Raw genomic sequence first — 16239 nt, forward strand, 5'->3', positions numbered from 1 at the left:
ACCGGGGCGAGCGCGCGGAGGCGGGCTCAGGCGAGGGCGCGCAGGACCTGGTGCGGCGGCCGGGTGCCCGCGATGGCGGCGACCATGTCCACCACCCGCCGGGTCGCGGCGACGTGGTGCGCGCGGAACACCCGGGCGCCGCCCCACGCGGCGATCGCGGTGGCGGCGAGGGTCCCCTCCAGCCGCTCGGACACCTCCGCGTCGAGGGTCTCGCCGATGAAGTCCTTGTTCGACAGCGCCATCAGCACCGGCCACCCGGTGTCCACGAGCTCGGAGACGCGCCGCACCAGTTCCAGCCCGTGCCAGGTGTTCTTGCCGAAGTCGTGGGTCGGATCGATCAGCACGCCGCCGCGCGGCACGCCGAGCGCCACCGCGGATTCGGCGCGTTCCACCAGCTCGGCGACGACCTGCGCGACCACGTCCGAGTAGCGCACCCGGTACGGGTCGGTGCGCGGCGGCAGACCGCCGGTGTGCGAGCACACGACGCCCACGCCGAACTCGGCGGCGACTCGCGCCACCTCCGGGTCGGCGCCGGCCCAGGTGTCGTTGAGCAGGTCGGCGCCCGCCTCGCACACCCGGCGGGCGACGGTGCCGCGCCAGGTGTCGACGCTGATCACCAGGCGGGGGTGCCGCTCGCGGACCGCGGCCACGAACGGCACCACCCGGCGGGACTCCTCGTCGGCACCCACCCGTTCGCCCTGCGCACCGGCGCGGACCCCGCCGATGTCGACGATGTCGGCGCCGTCGGCGACGGCGGCGTCCACGGCCGCCAGCGCGGCGTCGGCGGCGAACGTGGCGCCGCGGTCGAAGAACGAGTCGCGGGTGCGGTTGACGATGGCCATGACCAGCGGCCGGTCCGCCGCCACGTCCTTGTCCCCGAAGCGCAGCGCGGGCTGAGGCGTCATGCTCCCGATCCTGGCACGTCCACCGCGCGGCCCGGCTCGGACCGGCGGCGGCCGGGTCAGCGGGCCGGCACCGCGCAGGCGTCCAGGGCGGACTCGACGTCGGTGACGACGACCAGCGAGTCCAGCGAGCGCTGCGAGGCGAAACCGTCGGCGACGAGCCCGCGCACCCACTCCAGCATCCCGCGGTAGTGGTCGTCCGGGTCGAGGATCACCACCGGCTTGTCGTGCATGCCGATGTACCGGGACGTCCACACCTCGAACAGCTCCTCGCAGGTGCCGATGCCGCCGGGCAGCGTCAGGAACGCCGAGGCGTGCGCGTCCATCAGGCCCTTGCGCTCGCGCATGGTGTCGACCACGAGCAGTTCGTCGGCGTCGTCGTCGGCGACCTCCCGGTCCACCAGGGCCCGCGGGATGACGCCCACGGTGCGGGCGCCGCCCACGCGGGTCGCGCGCGCCACCTCACCCATCATGGAGACGCGTCCGCCGCCGGAGACGAGCGTCCAGCCGCGCTTGGCGATGCCGGTGCCGACCTCGGCGGCGAGGGTCAGGTACCGCTGGTCCACCGGCCCGGAGGCGCAGTACACGCACACCGCGTTCCCGGTGGTCTCCTCCGCGCTCAATGCGCCTCCTCCCAGGCCTGGTAGGCCTCTTCCACGATGCGCACCGCATCCTCCACATCATCGGTCAGGTGCAGCAGGGCCAGGTCCTTCTCGCCGACCTTGCCGGACGCGAGCATCGTGTCCCGCACCCAGTCGTAGAGGCCTTGCCAGTAGGACCGGCCGAACAGCACCACGGGGAACTTCGTCACCTTCTTGGTCTGCACCAGGGTGAGCGCTTCGAACAGCTCGTCCATCGTGCCGAACCCGCCGGGCAGGCAGACGAAGGCCTGGGCGTACTTGATGAACATGGTCTTCCGGGCGAAGAAGTACCGGAAGTTCACCCCGAGGTCCACCCACGGGTTGAGCCCCTGCTCGAAGGGCAGCTCGATGCCGAGGCCGACGGACAGCCCGCCCGCCTCGGAGGCGCCCCGGTTCGCCGCCTCCATGGTGCCCGGCCCTCCACCGGTGATCACGGCACAGCCGATGTCGGCCATGGCCGCGCCGAGCCGCACCCCCATCTCGTACTCTGGGTGCTCGCGCGGGGTCCGGGCGGAGCCGAAGATGGTCACCGCGCGCGGCACCTCGGCCAGCGCGCCGAACCCCTCCACGAACTCCGACTGGATGCGCATGACCCGCCACGGGTCGGTGTGCACCCAGTCGGTGGGGCCGCGCGAATCGAGCAGGCGTTGATCGGTCGTCGTCGGTTCGTGCAGGCGGGAGCGGCGGAGCACGACCGGCCCGCGCCGCTTCTCCTGCGGGCGCTCGGCGCCGTTCGGTGAACCCTCGATGGTCATGGTTCGAGGGTATGCAGCCGCCGGAGAACACCGGGTGCCGCGCCGGTGACCACGTGGTGCCGTCCGGTGCCGATAGGGCCGAAGGGCCGTGCTGACCTGCGCCGACCTGCCCGCGAAGCGGCTCCCGGGAGTACCGTGGGCGGTACGACGGGACCCGAGCGGTGCCCCGGTACGTCGGCGGCGCCGCGGTCAGGGGGCGGCCATGCTCATCGAACTGCTCGTCATCGTCCTGGTCATCGGAGTGATCTGCACGGCCTCCGCGGCGCGGATCATCACGCAGTACGAGCGGGGCGTCGTGTTCCGCTTCGGCAGGCTCCAGGAGTCGGTGCGCGGACCCGGCCTCACCTTCGTGATCCCGGGCGTGGACCGGCTGCGGAAGGTGAACCTGCAGATCATCACCATGCCGGTGCCCGCGCAGGAGGGCATCACCCGGGACAACATCACGGTGCGGGTGGACGCGGTGGTGTACTTCAACGTCACCGATCCGGCGCGCGCGGTGGTCAACGTGGAGGACTACCTGTTCGCGATGGGCCAGGTCGCCCAGTCGTCGCTGCGCTCCATCATCGGCAAGAGCGACCTGGACGACCTGCTGTCGAACCGGGAGCGGCTCAACCAGGGCCTCGAAGTGATGATCGACAGCCCGGCGCTGCACTGGGGCGTGCACATCGACCGGGTGGAGATCAAGGACGTCTCGCTGCCGGAGTCGATGAAGCGCTCCATCGCCCGGCAGGCCGAGGCGGAACGGGAACGGCGCTCCCGGATCATCGCGGCCGACGGCGAGTACCAGGCGTCCCGCAAGCTCTCCGACGCGGCGGGCGTCATGGCCGACGCCCCGGCGGCGCTGCAGCTGCGCCTGCTGGAGACCGTGGTGGAGGTGGCGGCGGAGAAGAACTCGACGCTGGTGCTGCCGTTCCCGGTGGAGCTCCTGCGCTTCGTGGAGCACGCCCAGTCCCAGCCCGGGCAGGAGCGCCCGGACGAGCGGCCCACCCGGCGACCCACCGCGGATCCCGCCGCGCTCGACCAGATCCCGGACCCCGCCGGGGTCCCCGACGTCGAGGGCGTCCCGCAGGTGCGCGACGCCCGCATCGCCCCCGGCCTCAGCTCAGGAAGCGGGTGAGCGCCTCGGCGCAGCTCCGGATCTGGGCGGTGGGCACGTTCTCCTGCTGGGTGTGCGCCAGGGTCGGCGAGCCGGGGCCGAAGTTCACCGCGGGCAGCCCCCGCGCGGCGAACCGGGCCACGTCGGTCCAGCCGAGCTTCGCCACCGGTTCCCCGCCCGCGGCCGCCACAAGTTCGGCCGCGGCGGGCGAACCCAGGCCGGGCAGCGCGCCGCCGGAGCCGTCCACGACGGTGAGGTCGAAACCGTCGAACACCTCGCGGACGTGGGCTTCGGCCTCCGCCAGCGACTTGTCCGGGGCGAAGCGGTGGTTGACCGCGACCAGGCACGAGTCGGGCACGACGTTGCCCGCGACCCCGCCTTCGATCCGCACCGCCTGCAGGCCTTCGTGGTACTGGAGGCCGTCGATCACCGGCTGCCGCGGCACGTAGTCCAGCAGCCTGCGCAGGATCGGCTCGGCCCCGTGGATCGCGTTCTCCCCCATCCACGCGCGCGCGGTGTGCGCGCGGGCACCGCTGGTGCGGATCTCCACCCGCAGCGTGCCCTGGCAGCCCGCTTCGATGCTGGCGTTGGACGGTTCGCCGACGATCGCCAGGTCGCCGTCCAGCCAGTCCGGCAGCTCCCGCTCGATCCGGTTCAGCCCGTTGTGCTCGGCCGCGATCTCCTCGCAGTCGTAGAACAGGAAGGTGAGGTCGTGGCGCGGTTCCGGCAGCGCCGCGGCCACGTGCAGCAGGACGGCGTCGCCACCCTTCATGTCCACGGTCCCGCAACCGTGCAGCACCTCGTCGGCCCCGGAACCGGTGCGCCGGGACGGCAGGTTGTCGTTGATCGGCACGGTGTCCAGGTGACCGGCGAGCAACACCCGGGACGCGCGCCCGAGGTTCGTGCGGGCCAGCACGGCCTCGCCGTTGCGCACCACCTCCAGGTGCGGTGCCTGGGCGCGCAGCGCGTGCTCCACGGCGTCGGCGAGGCGCCGCTCGTCCCGGGAGACGCTGGGGATGTCCACCAGCGCGGCGGTCAGCTCGACGGGATCGGCGCGGAGATCGAGGAGGTCGGTCACCCGAGGCAGGCTACCCGCGGCGGTGCGCGCACCGCCGCGCCGACGCCGCCGCACCCGCGGAGTCCACGGTGGACGGTCCAGCGGCCGGAATCCGCGCTCGCTCCCGGCAATCGCGCGATCACGAACAGTGCCGGTGCCGCCTGCCGAGCCGACCCCTGCAGGGCGGTGCCGGAATGCGCCGATTACCGTTTTTCGCATGAGCGCGCAGACACCCGACCCGCAGAGCACCGGCGCCCACGGCATCGGCCTGGCCACCGTCACCGACGACGGCACCGTGCTGGACACCTGGTTCCCCACCGTCAAGCTCGGTGAGCCCGGCGAATCCCGCACCACCCGGCTGACCGGCGAGGAAGCGGTGCGGTCCCTGGGCGAGGCCGGGGCCGCACTGCTCGGCCGCGACGACGCCCGCGGCGTGGAGGTCGTCGCCGTGCGCACCGAGATCGGCAGGCTCTCCGACGAGCCCGCCGACACCCACGACATCTACCTGCGCCTGCACCTGCTCTCGCACCGCCTGGTCCGCCCGCACGGGCAGAACCTGGACGGCATGTTCGGGCTGCTGTCCAACGTCGTGTGGACCAACCACGGCCCCTGCCCGGTCGAGGGCTTCGAGGCGACCCGGCTGCGGCTGCGGTCCCGCGGCCCGGTCACCGTCCACAGCGTCGACAAGTTCCCCCGGATGGTCGACTACGTGACGCCGTCCGGCGTGCGCATCGGCGACGCGGACCGGGTGCGGCTGGGCGCGCACCTGGCCAGCGGCAGCACCGTCATGCACGAGGGCTTCGTGAACTTCAACGCGGGCACGCTCGGCGCGTCGATGGTCGAGGGCCGGATCTCGGCGGGGGTCGTCGTCGGGGACGGCTCCGACGTCGGTGGTGGGGCGTCCGTGATGGGCACCCTCTCCGGCGGTGGCAAGGAGGTCATCTCCATCGGTGAGCGCTGCCTGATCGGCGCCAACGGCGGCGTCGGCATCACCCTCGGCGACGACTGCGTCGTGGAGGCCGGGCTGTACGTCACCGCGGGCACCAAGGTCTCGCTGCCGGACGGCACCCTCACGAAGGCGCGCGAGCTGTCCGGATCCGACGGTCTACTGTTCCTGCGCAACTCCGCCACCGGCGCGGTGGAGGTCCGCCCGCGCACCGGCGGGAAGGTCGAGCTGAACGCGGCGCTGCACGCGAACGACTGACCACTACGCCGATCCGACCGCCGAAGGGCGGGGGTTCACCGGGCCCGGATCGGCGACACTGGTGGTATGGACCGCCCCGCAGGTACGCCCGGCCTGCCACCCGAACCGCTGGTGGCGGGCCGGGCGGACCCGATCGCCGAGCACGTCCGCGCCGCGCTGGACCTCAGCACCCGCGCCCTGCTGGACGGCGAAGCAGGGGCCGGACGCGAGAAGACCGCCGAACCGGTGCACCGGATGCGGATCTCGGTGCGCCGGATGCGAGTGGTCCTGCGCTCCGCCGCCCCCTTCCTGGACCAGCGCTGGTCGGAACCGCTGCGCGCGGAGCTCGGCTGGCTCGGCCGCGAGCTCGGCGTGGTCCGCGACCTGGACGTGCTGCTGGCGCGGCTGCACCGGGACGCCGCCGATTTCGACGCGGCGCAACGGGAATCGGCGGGCAGGCTGTTCGACGCCGCGAGCCGCGAGCACCGCGCCGCGCGGGAGGCGCTGCTGGCCGTGCTGGCCGGGCAGCGCTACCGGGCGCTGGTCGACGCGCTCACCTCGGCCGTGCGCGAACCGCTGCCCGCCTCCGCCGTGGAGCAGAGCGGGATGCGCGAGCTCCGCGCCCTCGTCGCCGAGCAGTACCGCCGGCTGCGCCGCGCGGTCGACGAGGTGGGCCCCGGCGCGACCGACGAGGAGCTGCACGAGCTCCGCCTCCTCGGCAAGCGGCTGCGGTGGACCGCGGAACTCGCCGAGCCGGTGTCCGGCAAGCCGATGCGGCAGCTGCTCGCCGCCGCGAAGCGGTTCCAGGACGTGCTCGGCGAACTCCACGACGCTCGCAACGCCGAAGAACAGGTGCGGCGACTGCTCGCGGACCTCGGGCCGGACGTCCGGCTCGCGTTCGTGTCCGGTCGCCTCGTCGAACGGGAGCACGCCCGCCGGGTCGACCACCGGGAGCAGTGGTGGGAGCGCTGGCGCGAGCTGCGCAGCAGTGCCGCGAAGGTGTGAGCGGGCGGCGCGCTCGACCGGCGGCCGCCCGCCGCTCAGCCCAGCCGCGCCGCGGCCGCCTCGATCCGCTCGTCCGGTGCGGTCAGCGCGATCCGGACGTGCCGCTGCCCGCCGGGACCGTAGAACGTGCCGGGCGCGACGAGGATGCCGCGCTGCGCCAGCAGGCCCACCGTCTCCCAGGCGTCGTCCCCGCACGTCGCCCACAGGTACAGGCCCGCGCGCGAGTGCTCGATGGTGAACCCGGCGGCCTCCAGCGCGGGGCGCAGCACCGCGCGGCGGGCCGCGTACAGCTCGCGCTGCGCCTCGACGTGCTCGTCGTCGAGCAGCGCCGCCGTCATCGCCTGCTGCACCGGCCGCGGCATGATCATGCCCGCGTGCTTGCGCAGCTCCAGCAGCCGCGCCACCAGGTCCGGGTCACCCGTGATGAACCCGGCGCGGTAGCCGGCCAGATTCGAGGACTTCGACAGCGAGTGCACCGCCAGGACCCCGGTGGGGTCCTCGCCGGTCACCGACGGGTGCAGCACCGACACCGGCTCGGCTTCCCACCCCAGCGCCAGGTAGCACTCGTCGGAGGCCACCACGGCCCCTGCCTCGCGCGCCGCGCGCACCGACTCGGCCAGCGCGGCCGCGTCCAGCACCCGGCCCGTCGGGTTGGACGGCGAGTTCAGCCACACCAGCGCTGTCCCCGCGGGCGGGGCCTCCCCCGGCGCGAGCCGCACCACCTCGGCGCCGGCGATCTTCGCACCGACCTCGTAGGTCGGGTACGCCAGCTCCGGGATCGCCACCACGTCACCGGCCCGCACGCCCAGCAGCGTCGGCAACCAGGCGACCAGCTCCTTGGAGCCGATCGTCGGCAGCACCGCCGCCGGGTCGACGGTCACCCCGTGCCTGCGGGCCAGCGCCTCGACGGCTGCGGCGCGCAGTTCCGGCGTGCCGTGCGTCGCCGGGTAGCCGGGCACCTCGGCGACCGAGGCCAGCGCCGCGCGCAGCGGCTCCGGCACCGGGTCGACCGGGGTCCCGACCGACAGGTCCACCAGCCCGTCCGGGTGCGAGCGGGCCGTCGCGGTCTGGGCGGCCAGGGAATCCCACGGGAAATCCGGCAGCCGCGGACCGCGCGGCTCGCGCGTCCCGGAGCTCATTCTCCCTGCGGCGGCAGGCTGGTCACGGGCTCGACGTCCTTGTCGACCTTGCCGACCTTGGCCGCGCCGCCGGGCGAACCGAGCTCGTCGAAGAAGTCCACGTTCGCCTTCGTGTAGGCGCCCCACTCGTCCGGGACGTCGTCCTCGTAGTAGATGGCCTCCACCGGGCAGACCGGTTCGCAAGCACCGCAGTCGACGCACTCATCGGGGTGGATGTAGAGCATCCGCCCGCCCTCGTAGATGCAGTCGACAGGGCATTCCTCGATGCATGCCTTGTCGAGCACGTCGACGCAGGGCTCGGCGATCACGTAGGTCACGGTTGCTCTCCTGCTAGTTTCGATCCGGACCAGGCTTCCGCTACCCGGCCGATGCCAGTATCCCCCGGGCCCACCGCCGCGAACCAAGGTGGTCCCGTCGCGCGGGCACCATTTCGACCATACTTCGGGGCGCCGAGGGCGGTAAACGCCATGAACTCCTCGGATCGCTAGTGTCCCGCCCCGTGGGCATCCGCCCGCAACCACTTCGCACCCTGCTTCGCGATGCGGCGCAGCGCGGACCGTTCGCCCAGGTAACCACCCACGACGCCGACGACGGGCACGTTGCCGATCCACTCGTGGTAGAAGCGGCCCTGCGGCCGCTTGTCCAGTTCGGAGTCGATCTCCCAGAGGGCACGTGCCATTCGCCACACCGTGCGCACCACCGCCCGCACCCGGGTGCCGCCGGTGCGGCGGGCCTCGTCGAGCTCCTCGGTCAGCTCGGCCGTCATCGCGTCCTCCTCGGCCTGCGCACCGCCCCGCTCCCCGGACGCGACCTCCGGGGGCAGATCGCGGTCCAGCAGCACCTTCGCGATCAGCCGCACCCGGGTCGCCCGGTCCGCCACGCCGTGCTCGGCGGCGATCGCCGAGAGCACCAGGCCCTGCCCGGCCATCCCGAGCGCGTTGCGGATCGGCAGCCGCGAGGTGAGCGCGCCGCCGAACCGCGGCAGGCCCGCCACGACCGCGACCAGCCTGCCCACCCGCTGCGCCCACCAGTCGCAGCGCTCGTCGACGCTCATCGCGTCCCAGGTGGAGCTGCCCGGCAGGCGCATGCCGTCCAGCTGGCGCAGCAGCTTGTGCAGCACCCCGGGCGCGTCCGCCGCGGAGTCGTCCGGGGTGCGGGACGGCTCGGCCGCGGCGGGCCCGCTCTCCGGCGACTCGTCCGGTGCCGGGGCCCGCGGGGCGGTGGAAGAGGTCTCGTTCTCGGCATCCGCGCTCTCGGCTCCCGCGCTTCCGACGCCCGCGTTCCCGACGCCCGCGTTCTCGGTGCCTGCGTTCACGACATCCGCGGCCTCGGCTCCCGCCGCGGCGTCGGCGAACCGGCCGCGCAGCCGCAGCGGATCGGACTCCCGGAGCACCTCCAGCAGCGGCGTCGTCGCGCGCACGAACGGGCGCAGCACCACCGCGACCCGCTCGTCGGTCAGCACCTCGGCCACGGCCGCCCCCTCACCTGCCGGCGGACCTGCCCAGGACGATCCCGAGCATCATCGCCGACGGCAGCGTCCCCGCTCCGATCAGCAACAACGTGCGCCAGTCGTTGCCCATCAGCATGACGTCGCCGCCGGGGCCGAAGAGGCCGAACACGAAGATGGTGGCGAACCACACCACCAGCGGGGCCGCCGCCACCCGCCTGCTCGGCGCGAGCCGGCCCGCCGCCGAGACCAGCATCGGCGTCGTCACCGCCGCCACCGCAGTGGTGATCGGGAACGGCGTGCTCCCGATCCACAGCGGCAGGTACAGCACCTCCACCAGCGCCAGTACCACCGCGTCGAGCAGCAGGAAGCCGAACACCAGCCGGTCGAGGCCGCTCACCTCGGCTCCACCGGTTCGGTCCCGCTCACCCCGAGCCCGCCGAACAGGTCCTGCTCGCCGCCCGCCGGATCACCGGTGGCCAGCACGTAGTGCTCGGTCCCGGTCAGCGGGTGCGCCACTCCGTTCGACAGCGCGTAGGCGCCGGGGCCGTCCTCGTTGTTCCACTCGTCCACCCACACCCGGACCTGGGTGCCGTGGGCGCGCAGGGCGCGGATCTTGGCCGGGAGGTGGTCCGCGACGTCGATCACCGTGGTGATCGATTCGTCGGGCACGCTCGCCAGGTCCGCCGGGTCGGGGAGCTCGAACGGCAGTGCTTCGGCGGTGGCCAGCTCGACCAGCCCGGCGCGGATCCGGTCCCGGGACGGCACCGCGTGGAACACCCGCAGCACGTCCGGGACGCGTTCGGCCGCGGCCATCGTCACCTCGTGCGCGCGCACGTGGTCGGGATGGCCGTAGCCGCCGTCAGCCGCGTACGTCACCACGACCTGGGGCCGCACCTCGTGCAGGACTTCGGCGAGCGCATCGGTCTGCTCGGCCAGGTCGCCGACGGCGAACGCCCGCGGGTGCGCCGAGGGCAGCGCCCCGGCGCGGCCGGGTTCCTCCCACAGCATCCCGGAATCTCGCCACCGGCCGATGCCGCCGAGGAAGCGGTGGTCGGCCACCCGCAGCGCCGCGCAGGCGGAGCGCAGTTCGCCCACCCGGTAGCCGCCGAGCTGGTCGGCCTGGTCGGCGGCCAGTCCCCGCAGGCTCTCCGGGATGACCTCGCCCTCTTCACCGAGGGTGCAGGTCACCACCGTCACCTGGACACCGCGCGCCGCGTAGCGGGCGATCGTCCCGCCGGTCCAGAGGGTCTCGTCATCCGGATGCGCGTGCACCAGCAACAACCGGGGAGGAGCCGTCAGCGTCACCTGCACAGCGTAATCGGCGCGGCGCGCCCCTCCGCGCGGTGGTCGAGCAGCCGGCGACGCGCCCTGTCAACCAGCGTCGATCAACTTTCACCCGAGCCGGTGGACCGGATCCCCCGGACGATCAGCTCAGCGGCCCTGCAGCGCGTCCAGCGCGACCGCCTGCGCGAACACCACCCGCCGGTCCAGCCGGTCGTCCCGGACCGTGATCACGTAGCGGTCCCGCAGCGCGAACTTCTTCTCCACGGACAGCACGACCTCCCCGTCCACGGTGAAGTCGAAGTGGTAGGGGAAGAAGAACGGGATGTTCTCGATGAACGGGATGAACTCCCACCCGCGGCGCAGCAGCGCGATCGCCTTGCTGCGCTCGTGCCCGACGCAGCCGGGGTGGCCGGGCTGCTCCACGTGCCAGGTGGACCGGGTCAGCGACTTGCGGAAGTCCTTGCGGAACGAGCCGATCGGCGCGCCCGCCGCGTCGGTGACGTCGTAGCCGGAGGCCAGGTCCATCACCTTCCGCGCCCGGAAACCCGCCACCGGCCGGGTCTTGTCGGTGTCCGCGTAGAGCGTGACCTGCTCCTTGAGCGCGACCCGCTTCTGCTGCGCGAACGCGACGAGCTCGCCTTCGCCGCCGTGGCCGTCGTCGGCCCGGATCTCGTACCGGTTGACCATCAACGTCATGCGCTGGCGCATGTGGAACGTGCTGATCTGCTGCAACGGCCCCGAATCCACGCTCTCTCCTCGCTGTCCCGGCCCGGCCGGAGGTCAGTACCCGTCGTTGTCGCTGGGGGTGCCCTTCCAATCGGCCGCGGTGGAGAACGGGCCCGACAGGCCGTTCCCGCGCTGCACCCCGGTCACGTCCCGGCCGAACGCCAGCACCTGCGCCTGCTGGTACAGCGGCAGCGCCACGGCCTGCGACCACAGCACCGATTCGACCTTCGCCGAGGCTTCCGGGAACGGGAGCGCCCCGCTGAGCGCGGCGTCGATCGTCGGCTGCAGCAGCTGGTCGCAGAACCCCGTGGCGGTGAACGGGAACGGCTGGTCGTCCGAGTCGACGCCCGGGCAGCCGTAGGAGGTGGCCATCATCGCCGCCGGATCTCCGTCGGCCGGGCGCGGCGCGATCGCCATGTCCACCGAGCTCGCCGCACCGGGTTCCTCCGACAGCGGATTCGCCGGCAGCATCTCGCCGAAGAGCTGGTCGCCGGTGGGGGTGACCACGGTGGCCTGGATGTCCTGGGCCCGCAGCTGCGCCGCCGCGTCCTCGGCGATCCGGATGTACTGCTCGTGCTCGAACGGGGCCGCGATCACCAGGTTCAGCGTGCGGCCGTCCTTGGTCCACGCCCCGGCGCGGTGCTCGTACCCGGCTTCGGTGAGCAGCCGCTGCACGCGCGCCGGATCGGGTCCGTCGGTGCCGGGCGGCTCGGTCGGGGTGTACCCGCGTTCCGAGGGCGCGAGCACCTGGGCGTGCGCGTGCAGCTGGTCCCCCGGCCCGCCACCGCTGCCGACGTCGATCAGCGCCTCGCGGTCCAGACCGGCCACGACGGCGTTCCGCACCCGGGCGTCGGCGAGCTGCGCGCTGGTCGGCCGCAGCAGCACCTGCATCGTCGCCGGGCGGGGAACGGTGCTGACCTGGACCGACGACCCCAGGTCGCGCAGCGCGCCCATGGTGTTCCGGTCCGCGCCGAACACCGCCATGTGCAGGTCCCCGCTGCGGAGCGCGGCGACCTGACCGGCCTGGTCGCTGGCCCGCAGCACGATCCGGTCGGACACCGCGGGCTTGCCCCAGAACCGGTCGTTGCGCTCCAGGATGATCTCCCCGCGCTGCAGGTCGACCTGGCGGATCGCGAACGGCCCGCCCGAGGCCGGGTAGCCGTTGTCCAGCGCCGTCGTCCACCCGCGCGGCGCGTCCCGCAGCAGGTGCGCGGGCAGCAGGTTCGCGAACAGGCTCTGCCAGCCCGGGTAGGGCCGTTCGAAGGTGACCTCGACGGCCTTGCCGCCGTTGCGCGACTGCACGTCGTCGATCAGCTGGTACCCGGCGGGATCCGACACGCCGGGCTGGGAGCGCAGCTGCTCCCACAGGTAGACGAAGTCCTCGGCGGCGATCGGCGCGCCGTCCGACCAGGCCGCCTCCTTGCGGATCCGGTAGCGCACCGTGAACCGCTCCGCCTCCGGCACGACCTCCGCCGACTCCATCAGCGTCGTGTCCAGCGCGTTCGCCCCGTCTGGCCCGGGCCGGAACACCGAGGGCAGCATCAGGCTGGACAGCGCCGAGCTCGTCGGCGACAGGTCCGCGAGCGTGTGCGGGTTGAACCCGCCCTCCAGCGAGTCGACGCCGACGACGACCTCGGTCGGCATCGGCTGCGTCGACGGAGCCGTCTGCGGACTCGGCTCCGGCGGCGCGACCAGCGGAGGCGGCGGCGCGTCGGTGCACGCCACCACCAAGCTCCCGATCGTCACCAGCAAGCTGACCACGGTGAGCGGACGTCGACCCTGGTGCACGCTGCCGAACCTCCCCTCGTTCCCGGTCGCCGATCGCAGGCGGACGCGATGTCCCCCTGTCGGAGGACGCGCGGAAGCACTCATGGTTCCGCGCGTCCTCGCGGCGCCGCACACCGGGGTGGAAACGCTCAGCTTCTGCTCAGGGAACTCAGCCGTTGTCGCGAGCCTTGGCCCGGGAACGCTCCCGGCCGCGGGTCGTCGCGTCCAGCACGACCTTGCGGACCCGGATCGCGTCCGGCCCGACCTCGACGCACTCGTCGGCGGAGCAGAACTCCAGCGCTTCCTCCAGGCCCAGCGTGCGGGGCCGGGCCAGCCGCTCCAGCTCGTCGCCGGTGGCGGAGCGCATGTTGGTGAGCTTCTTCTCCTTGGTGACGTTGATGTCGAGGTCCTCGGCGCGCGGGTTCTCGCCCACGACCATGCCCTCGTACACCTCGGCGCCGGGCTCCACGAAGAACGTGCCGCGGTCGGCCAGCTGCATCATCGCGTAGCTGGTGACCGGGCCGGTGCGGTCCGCCACCAACGAGCCGCTGTGCCGGGTGCGCAGTTCGCCGACCCACGGGAAGTAGCCCTCGAAGACGTGGTTGGCGATGCCGGTACCGCGCGTCTCGGTGAGGAACTCGGTGCGGAAGCCGATCAGGCCGCGCGAGGGGATCACGTAGTCGAGCTTGATGCGGCCGGTGCCGTGGCCCTCCATCGTCTCCATCTTCCCCTTGCGCCCGGCCAGCAGCTGGGTGATCGCACCCAGGTGCTCCTCCGGGGAGTCGATGGTGAGCCGCTCGAACGGCTCGCACAGCTTGCCGTCGATGGTCTTGGTGACCACCTGCGGCTTGCCCACGGTCAGCTCGAAGCCCTCGCGGCGCATCGTCTCCACGAGCACGGCCAGCGCCAGCTCGCCACGTCCCTGCACCTCCCAGGTGTCGGGGCGCTCGGTCGGCACGACCTTGATGCTGACGTTGCCGATCAGCTCGGCGTCGAGGCGGTTCTTCACGAACCGCGCGGTGACCTTCGTGCCGCCGTTGCGGCCGGTCATCGGCGAGGTGTTCACGCCGATGGTCATCGAGATCGCCGGGTCGTCCACGGTGATCCGCGGCAGCGGCTGCGGGTCGTCGGCGTCGGCGAGGGTGTCGCCGATGGTGATGTCCGGGATGCCCGCGATCGCCACCAGGTCACCGGCGTGCGCCTCGGCGGCCGGTACCCGGTCCAGGTTCTCGGTGATGAGCAGTTCGGTGATCCGCACCTTCTCCACGGACCCGTCCTCGCGGCACCAGCCGACGGTCTGGCCCTTGCGCATGGTGCCCGCGTGGATGCGGCACAGCGCGATGCGGCCCAGGAAGGCGGAGGCGTCGAGGTTGGTGACCAGGGCGCGCAGCGGTGCCTCGTAGTCGCCGACCGGCGCGGGCACGTGCTCCATGAGCACGTCGAACAGCGCGGTGAGGTCCTCGTCCTCGGGCAGGTCGCCGTCGGCGGGCTGGGTGAGGCTCGCGCGCCCGGAGCGGGCGGAGGCGTAGATCACCGGCAGGTTCAGCACGGCGTCCATGTCCACCGAGCCCTCGCCGTCGTCGAGCTCGGAGGCGAGGTCCAGCAGCAGGTCGTGGGCCTCTTCGACGACCTCGGCGCAGCGCGCGTCCGGGCGGTCGACCTTGTTCACCACGAGGATCACCGGCAGCTTCGCGGCCAGCGCCTTGCGCAGCACGAAGCGGGTCTGCGGCAGCGGGCCTTCGCTGGCGTCGACCAGCAGCACCACGCCGTCGGCCATGGACAGGCCGCGCTCGACCTCGCCGCCGAAGTCGGCGTGGCCCGGGGTGTCGATGACGTTGATGGTGACGGGACCGTCCTCGGTCTCCCGCCGGACGGCCGTGTTCTTGGCCAGGATCGTGATGCCCTTTTCCCGTTCCAGGTCATTGGAGTCCATGACCCGGTCGACGAGTTCGGCACGTTCGGAGAAGGCGCCGGATTGCCGCAGCATGGCGTCCACCAGGGTGGTCTTACCGTGGTCGACGTGCGCGACGATCGCGACGTTGCGCAGATCATTGCGGATCCGCTGGTTCGGTTCGGCGACGCTGGTGGCGGGCACGCGAGCACTCCATGAGTTGGAAGACGAAGATCAGGTCTGGCGGCGGGCGCTAGTCGACCTCGGCCGACCGCCGTCCCGCTGCCGCCGCTGCGGGAAGTTGCGGCCCCCGGCGCGGACCCGCGTTCCGAGAACCCCGTGCTCCGGCAGGCTCACCCATCGTGAGAAGGCGGCCGATCGCGGACGGCGGGGCCGTCATTGTCGAAGGCCCGACACTTGCTGAGGCTCGGTGCGTTGTCGACACGCGGCCTAGTCCAGCGTAGAGCACTTCCCGAACGGGGCCGCGGACAGGTGTTGAGCGCAACACCCGCGGCCGCTGGTTCGCCGGAACCAGCGGGACCGACCTAGGGTGGCGGTGTCCGGTCCCCGAGCGGACCCCTCCGGCAGCGGGAAGCCAGTCGTGGGCAAGAAAACGATCAAGGTCAAGCGGAAGTGCTGCCTTTCGAAACCGCCGTGCAAGCAATGCCCGATCGTGGTGCTGCGGGAAGCGTTGAAGGACGCGAAAGCACGCGAAGTCAAGAAAGCGCAGAAGAAGGCGAAGAAGGAGTCGAAGGAAAAGGGATCGCATTGATCCGCTCCTCGGCGCGGCAGCCCAGGCGCGGATCAGCGCGAACGCTTTATTCGCTGGTCGGGACGAGCTGGTCGGCGTACTTCGCCATTTCCGGCACGGTGCGCAGCGCCTGGAATTCGATCACTTCGTGCCGGGCGAGTTTTCGCAGCTCGAAGGGATCGGTGGCGAGGATGGCCTCCAGCCTGCCGCGGGACATGGATCTGGCGATGAGCACGCCCCCGGTCAGCGGGCGGCCCGGTTCCGGAGCGCGGTGGCCGGTCGTGATGAAGTCACCGGCCTCGTAATGTCTGCTCACCCACTCATAGTGATCCACCAATGCGCCGTCGATGTCCGATTGCGGAGCCGTGTAGTTCAGCAATACGACGAACATGAATCCACGATAGTCCTCCTCCGGCACGAGTGCCCATACCCTTCTGATAATGTGCGTGCCGTGCACGAAATGTCGCATCCGCGTCTGAGCATGTGGTGGGGGGGGGGGGGGGGGGGGGGGCGGGGCCCGGGGGGGGGGCGGGGGCCGGCCCCCCCCCCCCCCCCGGGGGGGGGGGGGGGGGGGCGGGGCGGGCGGCGGGGG

Annotated in this window: 17 protein-coding genes; 4 read left to right on the forward strand and 13 right to left on the reverse strand. The window is 72.6% G+C overall.

The features are described 5' to 3' along the window. Positions 1–26: 26 nt before the first annotated feature. The 3 genes from folP to LCD35_RS09115 are packed head-to-tail and all read right to left on the reverse strand — an operon-like array spanning position 27 to position 2298. Complete coding sequence (folP, locus tag LCD35_RS09105) at positions 27–905, reverse strand: dihydropteroate synthase (protein ID WP_224956051.1); 879 nt, start codon at positions 903–905, stop codon at positions 27–29. A gap of 56 nt (positions 906–961) precedes the next feature. Further along, positions 962–1525, reverse strand: coding sequence for a TIGR00730 family Rossman fold protein (locus LCD35_RS09110; protein WP_225044034.1), 564 nt, complete (start codon positions 1523–1525; stop codon positions 962–964). After that, a complete protein-coding gene (locus LCD35_RS09115) occupies positions 1522–2298 on the reverse strand; it encodes a TIGR00730 family Rossman fold protein (protein WP_224956053.1) in 777 nt (258 codons plus the stop codon). The genes LCD35_RS09110 and LCD35_RS09115 overlap by 4 nt, the downstream gene beginning before the upstream one ends. Before the next feature lie 202 nt (positions 2299–2500). On the opposite strand from LCD35_RS09115, the gene LCD35_RS09120 reads away from it, so the two are divergent. Then, positions 2501–3415, forward strand: coding sequence for a slipin family protein (locus LCD35_RS09120; protein WP_225044035.1), 915 nt, complete (start codon positions 2501–2503; stop codon positions 3413–3415). On the opposite strand, the gene dapE is transcribed toward LCD35_RS09120, so the two are convergent. Then, a complete protein-coding gene (dapE, locus tag LCD35_RS09125) occupies positions 3396–4472 on the reverse strand; it encodes a succinyl-diaminopimelate desuccinylase (RefSeq protein ID WP_224956055.1) in 1077 nt (358 codons plus the stop codon). The two genes, LCD35_RS09120 and dapE, sit on opposite strands and share 20 nt — an antisense overlap. 196 nt (positions 4473–4668) lie before the next feature. On the opposite strand from dapE, the gene dapD reads away from it, so the two are divergent. Both dapD and LCD35_RS09135 read left to right on the forward strand, forming a co-directional pair. Further along, positions 4669–5655 carry a 2,3,4,5-tetrahydropyridine-2,6-dicarboxylate N-succinyltransferase gene (gene dapD, locus LCD35_RS09130; protein WP_224956056.1) on the forward strand — a complete coding sequence of 329 codons (987 nt, stop codon included), beginning with the start codon at positions 4669–4671 and terminating at the stop codon, positions 5653–5655. A 66-nt stretch (positions 5656–5721) separates the two neighbouring features. Beyond that, a complete protein-coding gene (locus tag LCD35_RS09135) occupies positions 5722–6639 on the forward strand; it encodes a CHAD domain-containing protein (RefSeq protein WP_224956057.1) in 918 nt (305 codons plus the stop codon). Between the two features lie 35 nt (positions 6640–6674). Here LCD35_RS09135 and dapC read toward each other — a convergent pair whose 3' ends face one another. From dapC to typA, 8 genes are all read right to left on the reverse strand, one after another. Then, positions 6675–7778 carry a succinyldiaminopimelate transaminase gene (dapC, locus tag LCD35_RS09140; RefSeq protein ID WP_224956058.1) on the reverse strand — a complete coding sequence of 368 codons (1104 nt, stop codon included), beginning with the start codon at positions 7776–7778 and terminating at the stop codon, positions 6675–6677. Beyond that, positions 7775–8095, reverse strand: a complete 321-nt coding sequence (gene fdxA / locus LCD35_RS09145; RefSeq protein ID WP_224956059.1) for a ferredoxin — start codon at positions 8093–8095, stop codon at positions 7775–7777. Before fdxA ends, dapC begins: the two co-directional genes overlap by 4 nt. Positions 8096–8262: 167 nt before the next feature. Next, positions 8263–9249: a hypothetical protein gene (locus LCD35_RS09150; protein ID WP_225044036.1), complete on the reverse strand. Its 987-nt coding sequence runs from the start codon at positions 9247–9249 to the stop codon at positions 8263–8265. A gap of 10 nt (positions 9250–9259) precedes the next feature. Next, complete coding sequence (locus LCD35_RS09155; protein WP_224956061.1) at positions 9260–9625, reverse strand: hypothetical protein; 366 nt, start codon at positions 9623–9625, stop codon at positions 9260–9262. Beyond that, complete coding sequence (gene mshB / locus LCD35_RS09160) at positions 9622–10533, reverse strand: N-acetyl-1-D-myo-inositol-2-amino-2-deoxy-alpha-D-glucopyranoside deacetylase (protein WP_224956062.1); 912 nt, start codon at positions 10531–10533, stop codon at positions 9622–9624. Before mshB ends, LCD35_RS09155 begins: the two co-directional genes overlap by 4 nt. A gap of 126 nt (positions 10534–10659) precedes the next feature. Beyond that, positions 10660–11259 (reverse strand): hypothetical protein, encoded by a 600-nt coding sequence (locus tag LCD35_RS09165; protein WP_224956063.1) that lies wholly within the window; start codon positions 11257–11259, stop codon positions 10660–10662. A 33-nt stretch (positions 11260–11292) separates the two neighbouring features. Then, positions 11293–13026 carry an ABC transporter family substrate-binding protein gene (locus LCD35_RS09170; protein WP_224956064.1) on the reverse strand — a complete coding sequence of 578 codons (1734 nt, stop codon included), beginning with the start codon at positions 13024–13026 and terminating at the stop codon, positions 11293–11295. A gap of 148 nt (positions 13027–13174) precedes the next feature. After that, a complete protein-coding gene (gene typA / locus LCD35_RS09175) occupies positions 13175–15100 on the reverse strand; it encodes a translational GTPase TypA (protein ID WP_224956065.1) in 1926 nt (641 codons plus the stop codon). Between the two features lie 397 nt (positions 15101–15497). Here typA and LCD35_RS09180 point away from each other — a divergent pair, with 397 nt between their 5' ends. Continuing rightward, on the forward strand, positions 15498–15668 hold the full coding sequence (locus LCD35_RS09180; RefSeq protein WP_224956066.1) for a hypothetical protein: 171 nt from the start codon (positions 15498–15500) through the stop codon (positions 15666–15668). Between the two features lie 46 nt (positions 15669–15714). Here LCD35_RS09180 and LCD35_RS09185 read toward each other — a convergent pair whose 3' ends face one another. Continuing rightward, the gene (locus tag LCD35_RS09185; protein WP_224956067.1) at positions 15715–16038 is read right to left on the reverse strand and encodes a YciI family protein; all 324 of its coding nucleotides are present in this window, start codon (positions 16036–16038) and stop codon (positions 15715–15717) included. Positions 16039–16239 lie beyond the last annotated feature (201 nt).

It is taken from the genome of Saccharopolyspora sp. 6V (genome assembly GCF_020176785.1).
In the GTDB taxonomy this organism is placed as follows: Bacteria; Actinomycetota; Actinomycetes; order Mycobacteriales; family Pseudonocardiaceae; genus Saccharopolyspora_C; species Saccharopolyspora_C gregorii.

Coding starts and splice junctions, on each gene's coding strand:
- folP (WP_224956051.1), bottom strand. CDS start 905: ATGACGCCTCAGCCCGCGCTGCGCTTCGGGGACAAGGACGTGGCGGCG.
- LCD35_RS09115 (WP_224956053.1), bottom strand. CDS start 2,298: ATGACCATCGAGGGTTCACCGAACGGCGCCGAGCGCCCGCAGGAGAAG.
- LCD35_RS09120 (WP_225044035.1), top strand. CDS start 2,501: ATGCTCATCGAACTGCTCGTCATCGTCCTGGTCATCGGAGTGATCTGC.
- dapD (WP_224956056.1), top strand. CDS start 4,669: ATGAGCGCGCAGACACCCGACCCGCAGAGCACCGGCGCCCACGGCATC.
- LCD35_RS09135 (WP_224956057.1), top strand. CDS start 5,722: ATGGACCGCCCCGCAGGTACGCCCGGCCTGCCACCCGAACCGCTGGTG.
- dapC (WP_224956058.1), bottom strand. CDS start 7,778: ATGAGCTCCGGGACGCGCGAGCCGCGCGGTCCGCGGCTGCCGGATTTC.
- LCD35_RS09185 (WP_224956067.1), bottom strand. CDS start 16,038: ATGTTCGTCGTATTGCTGAACTACACGGCTCCGCAATCGGACATCGAC.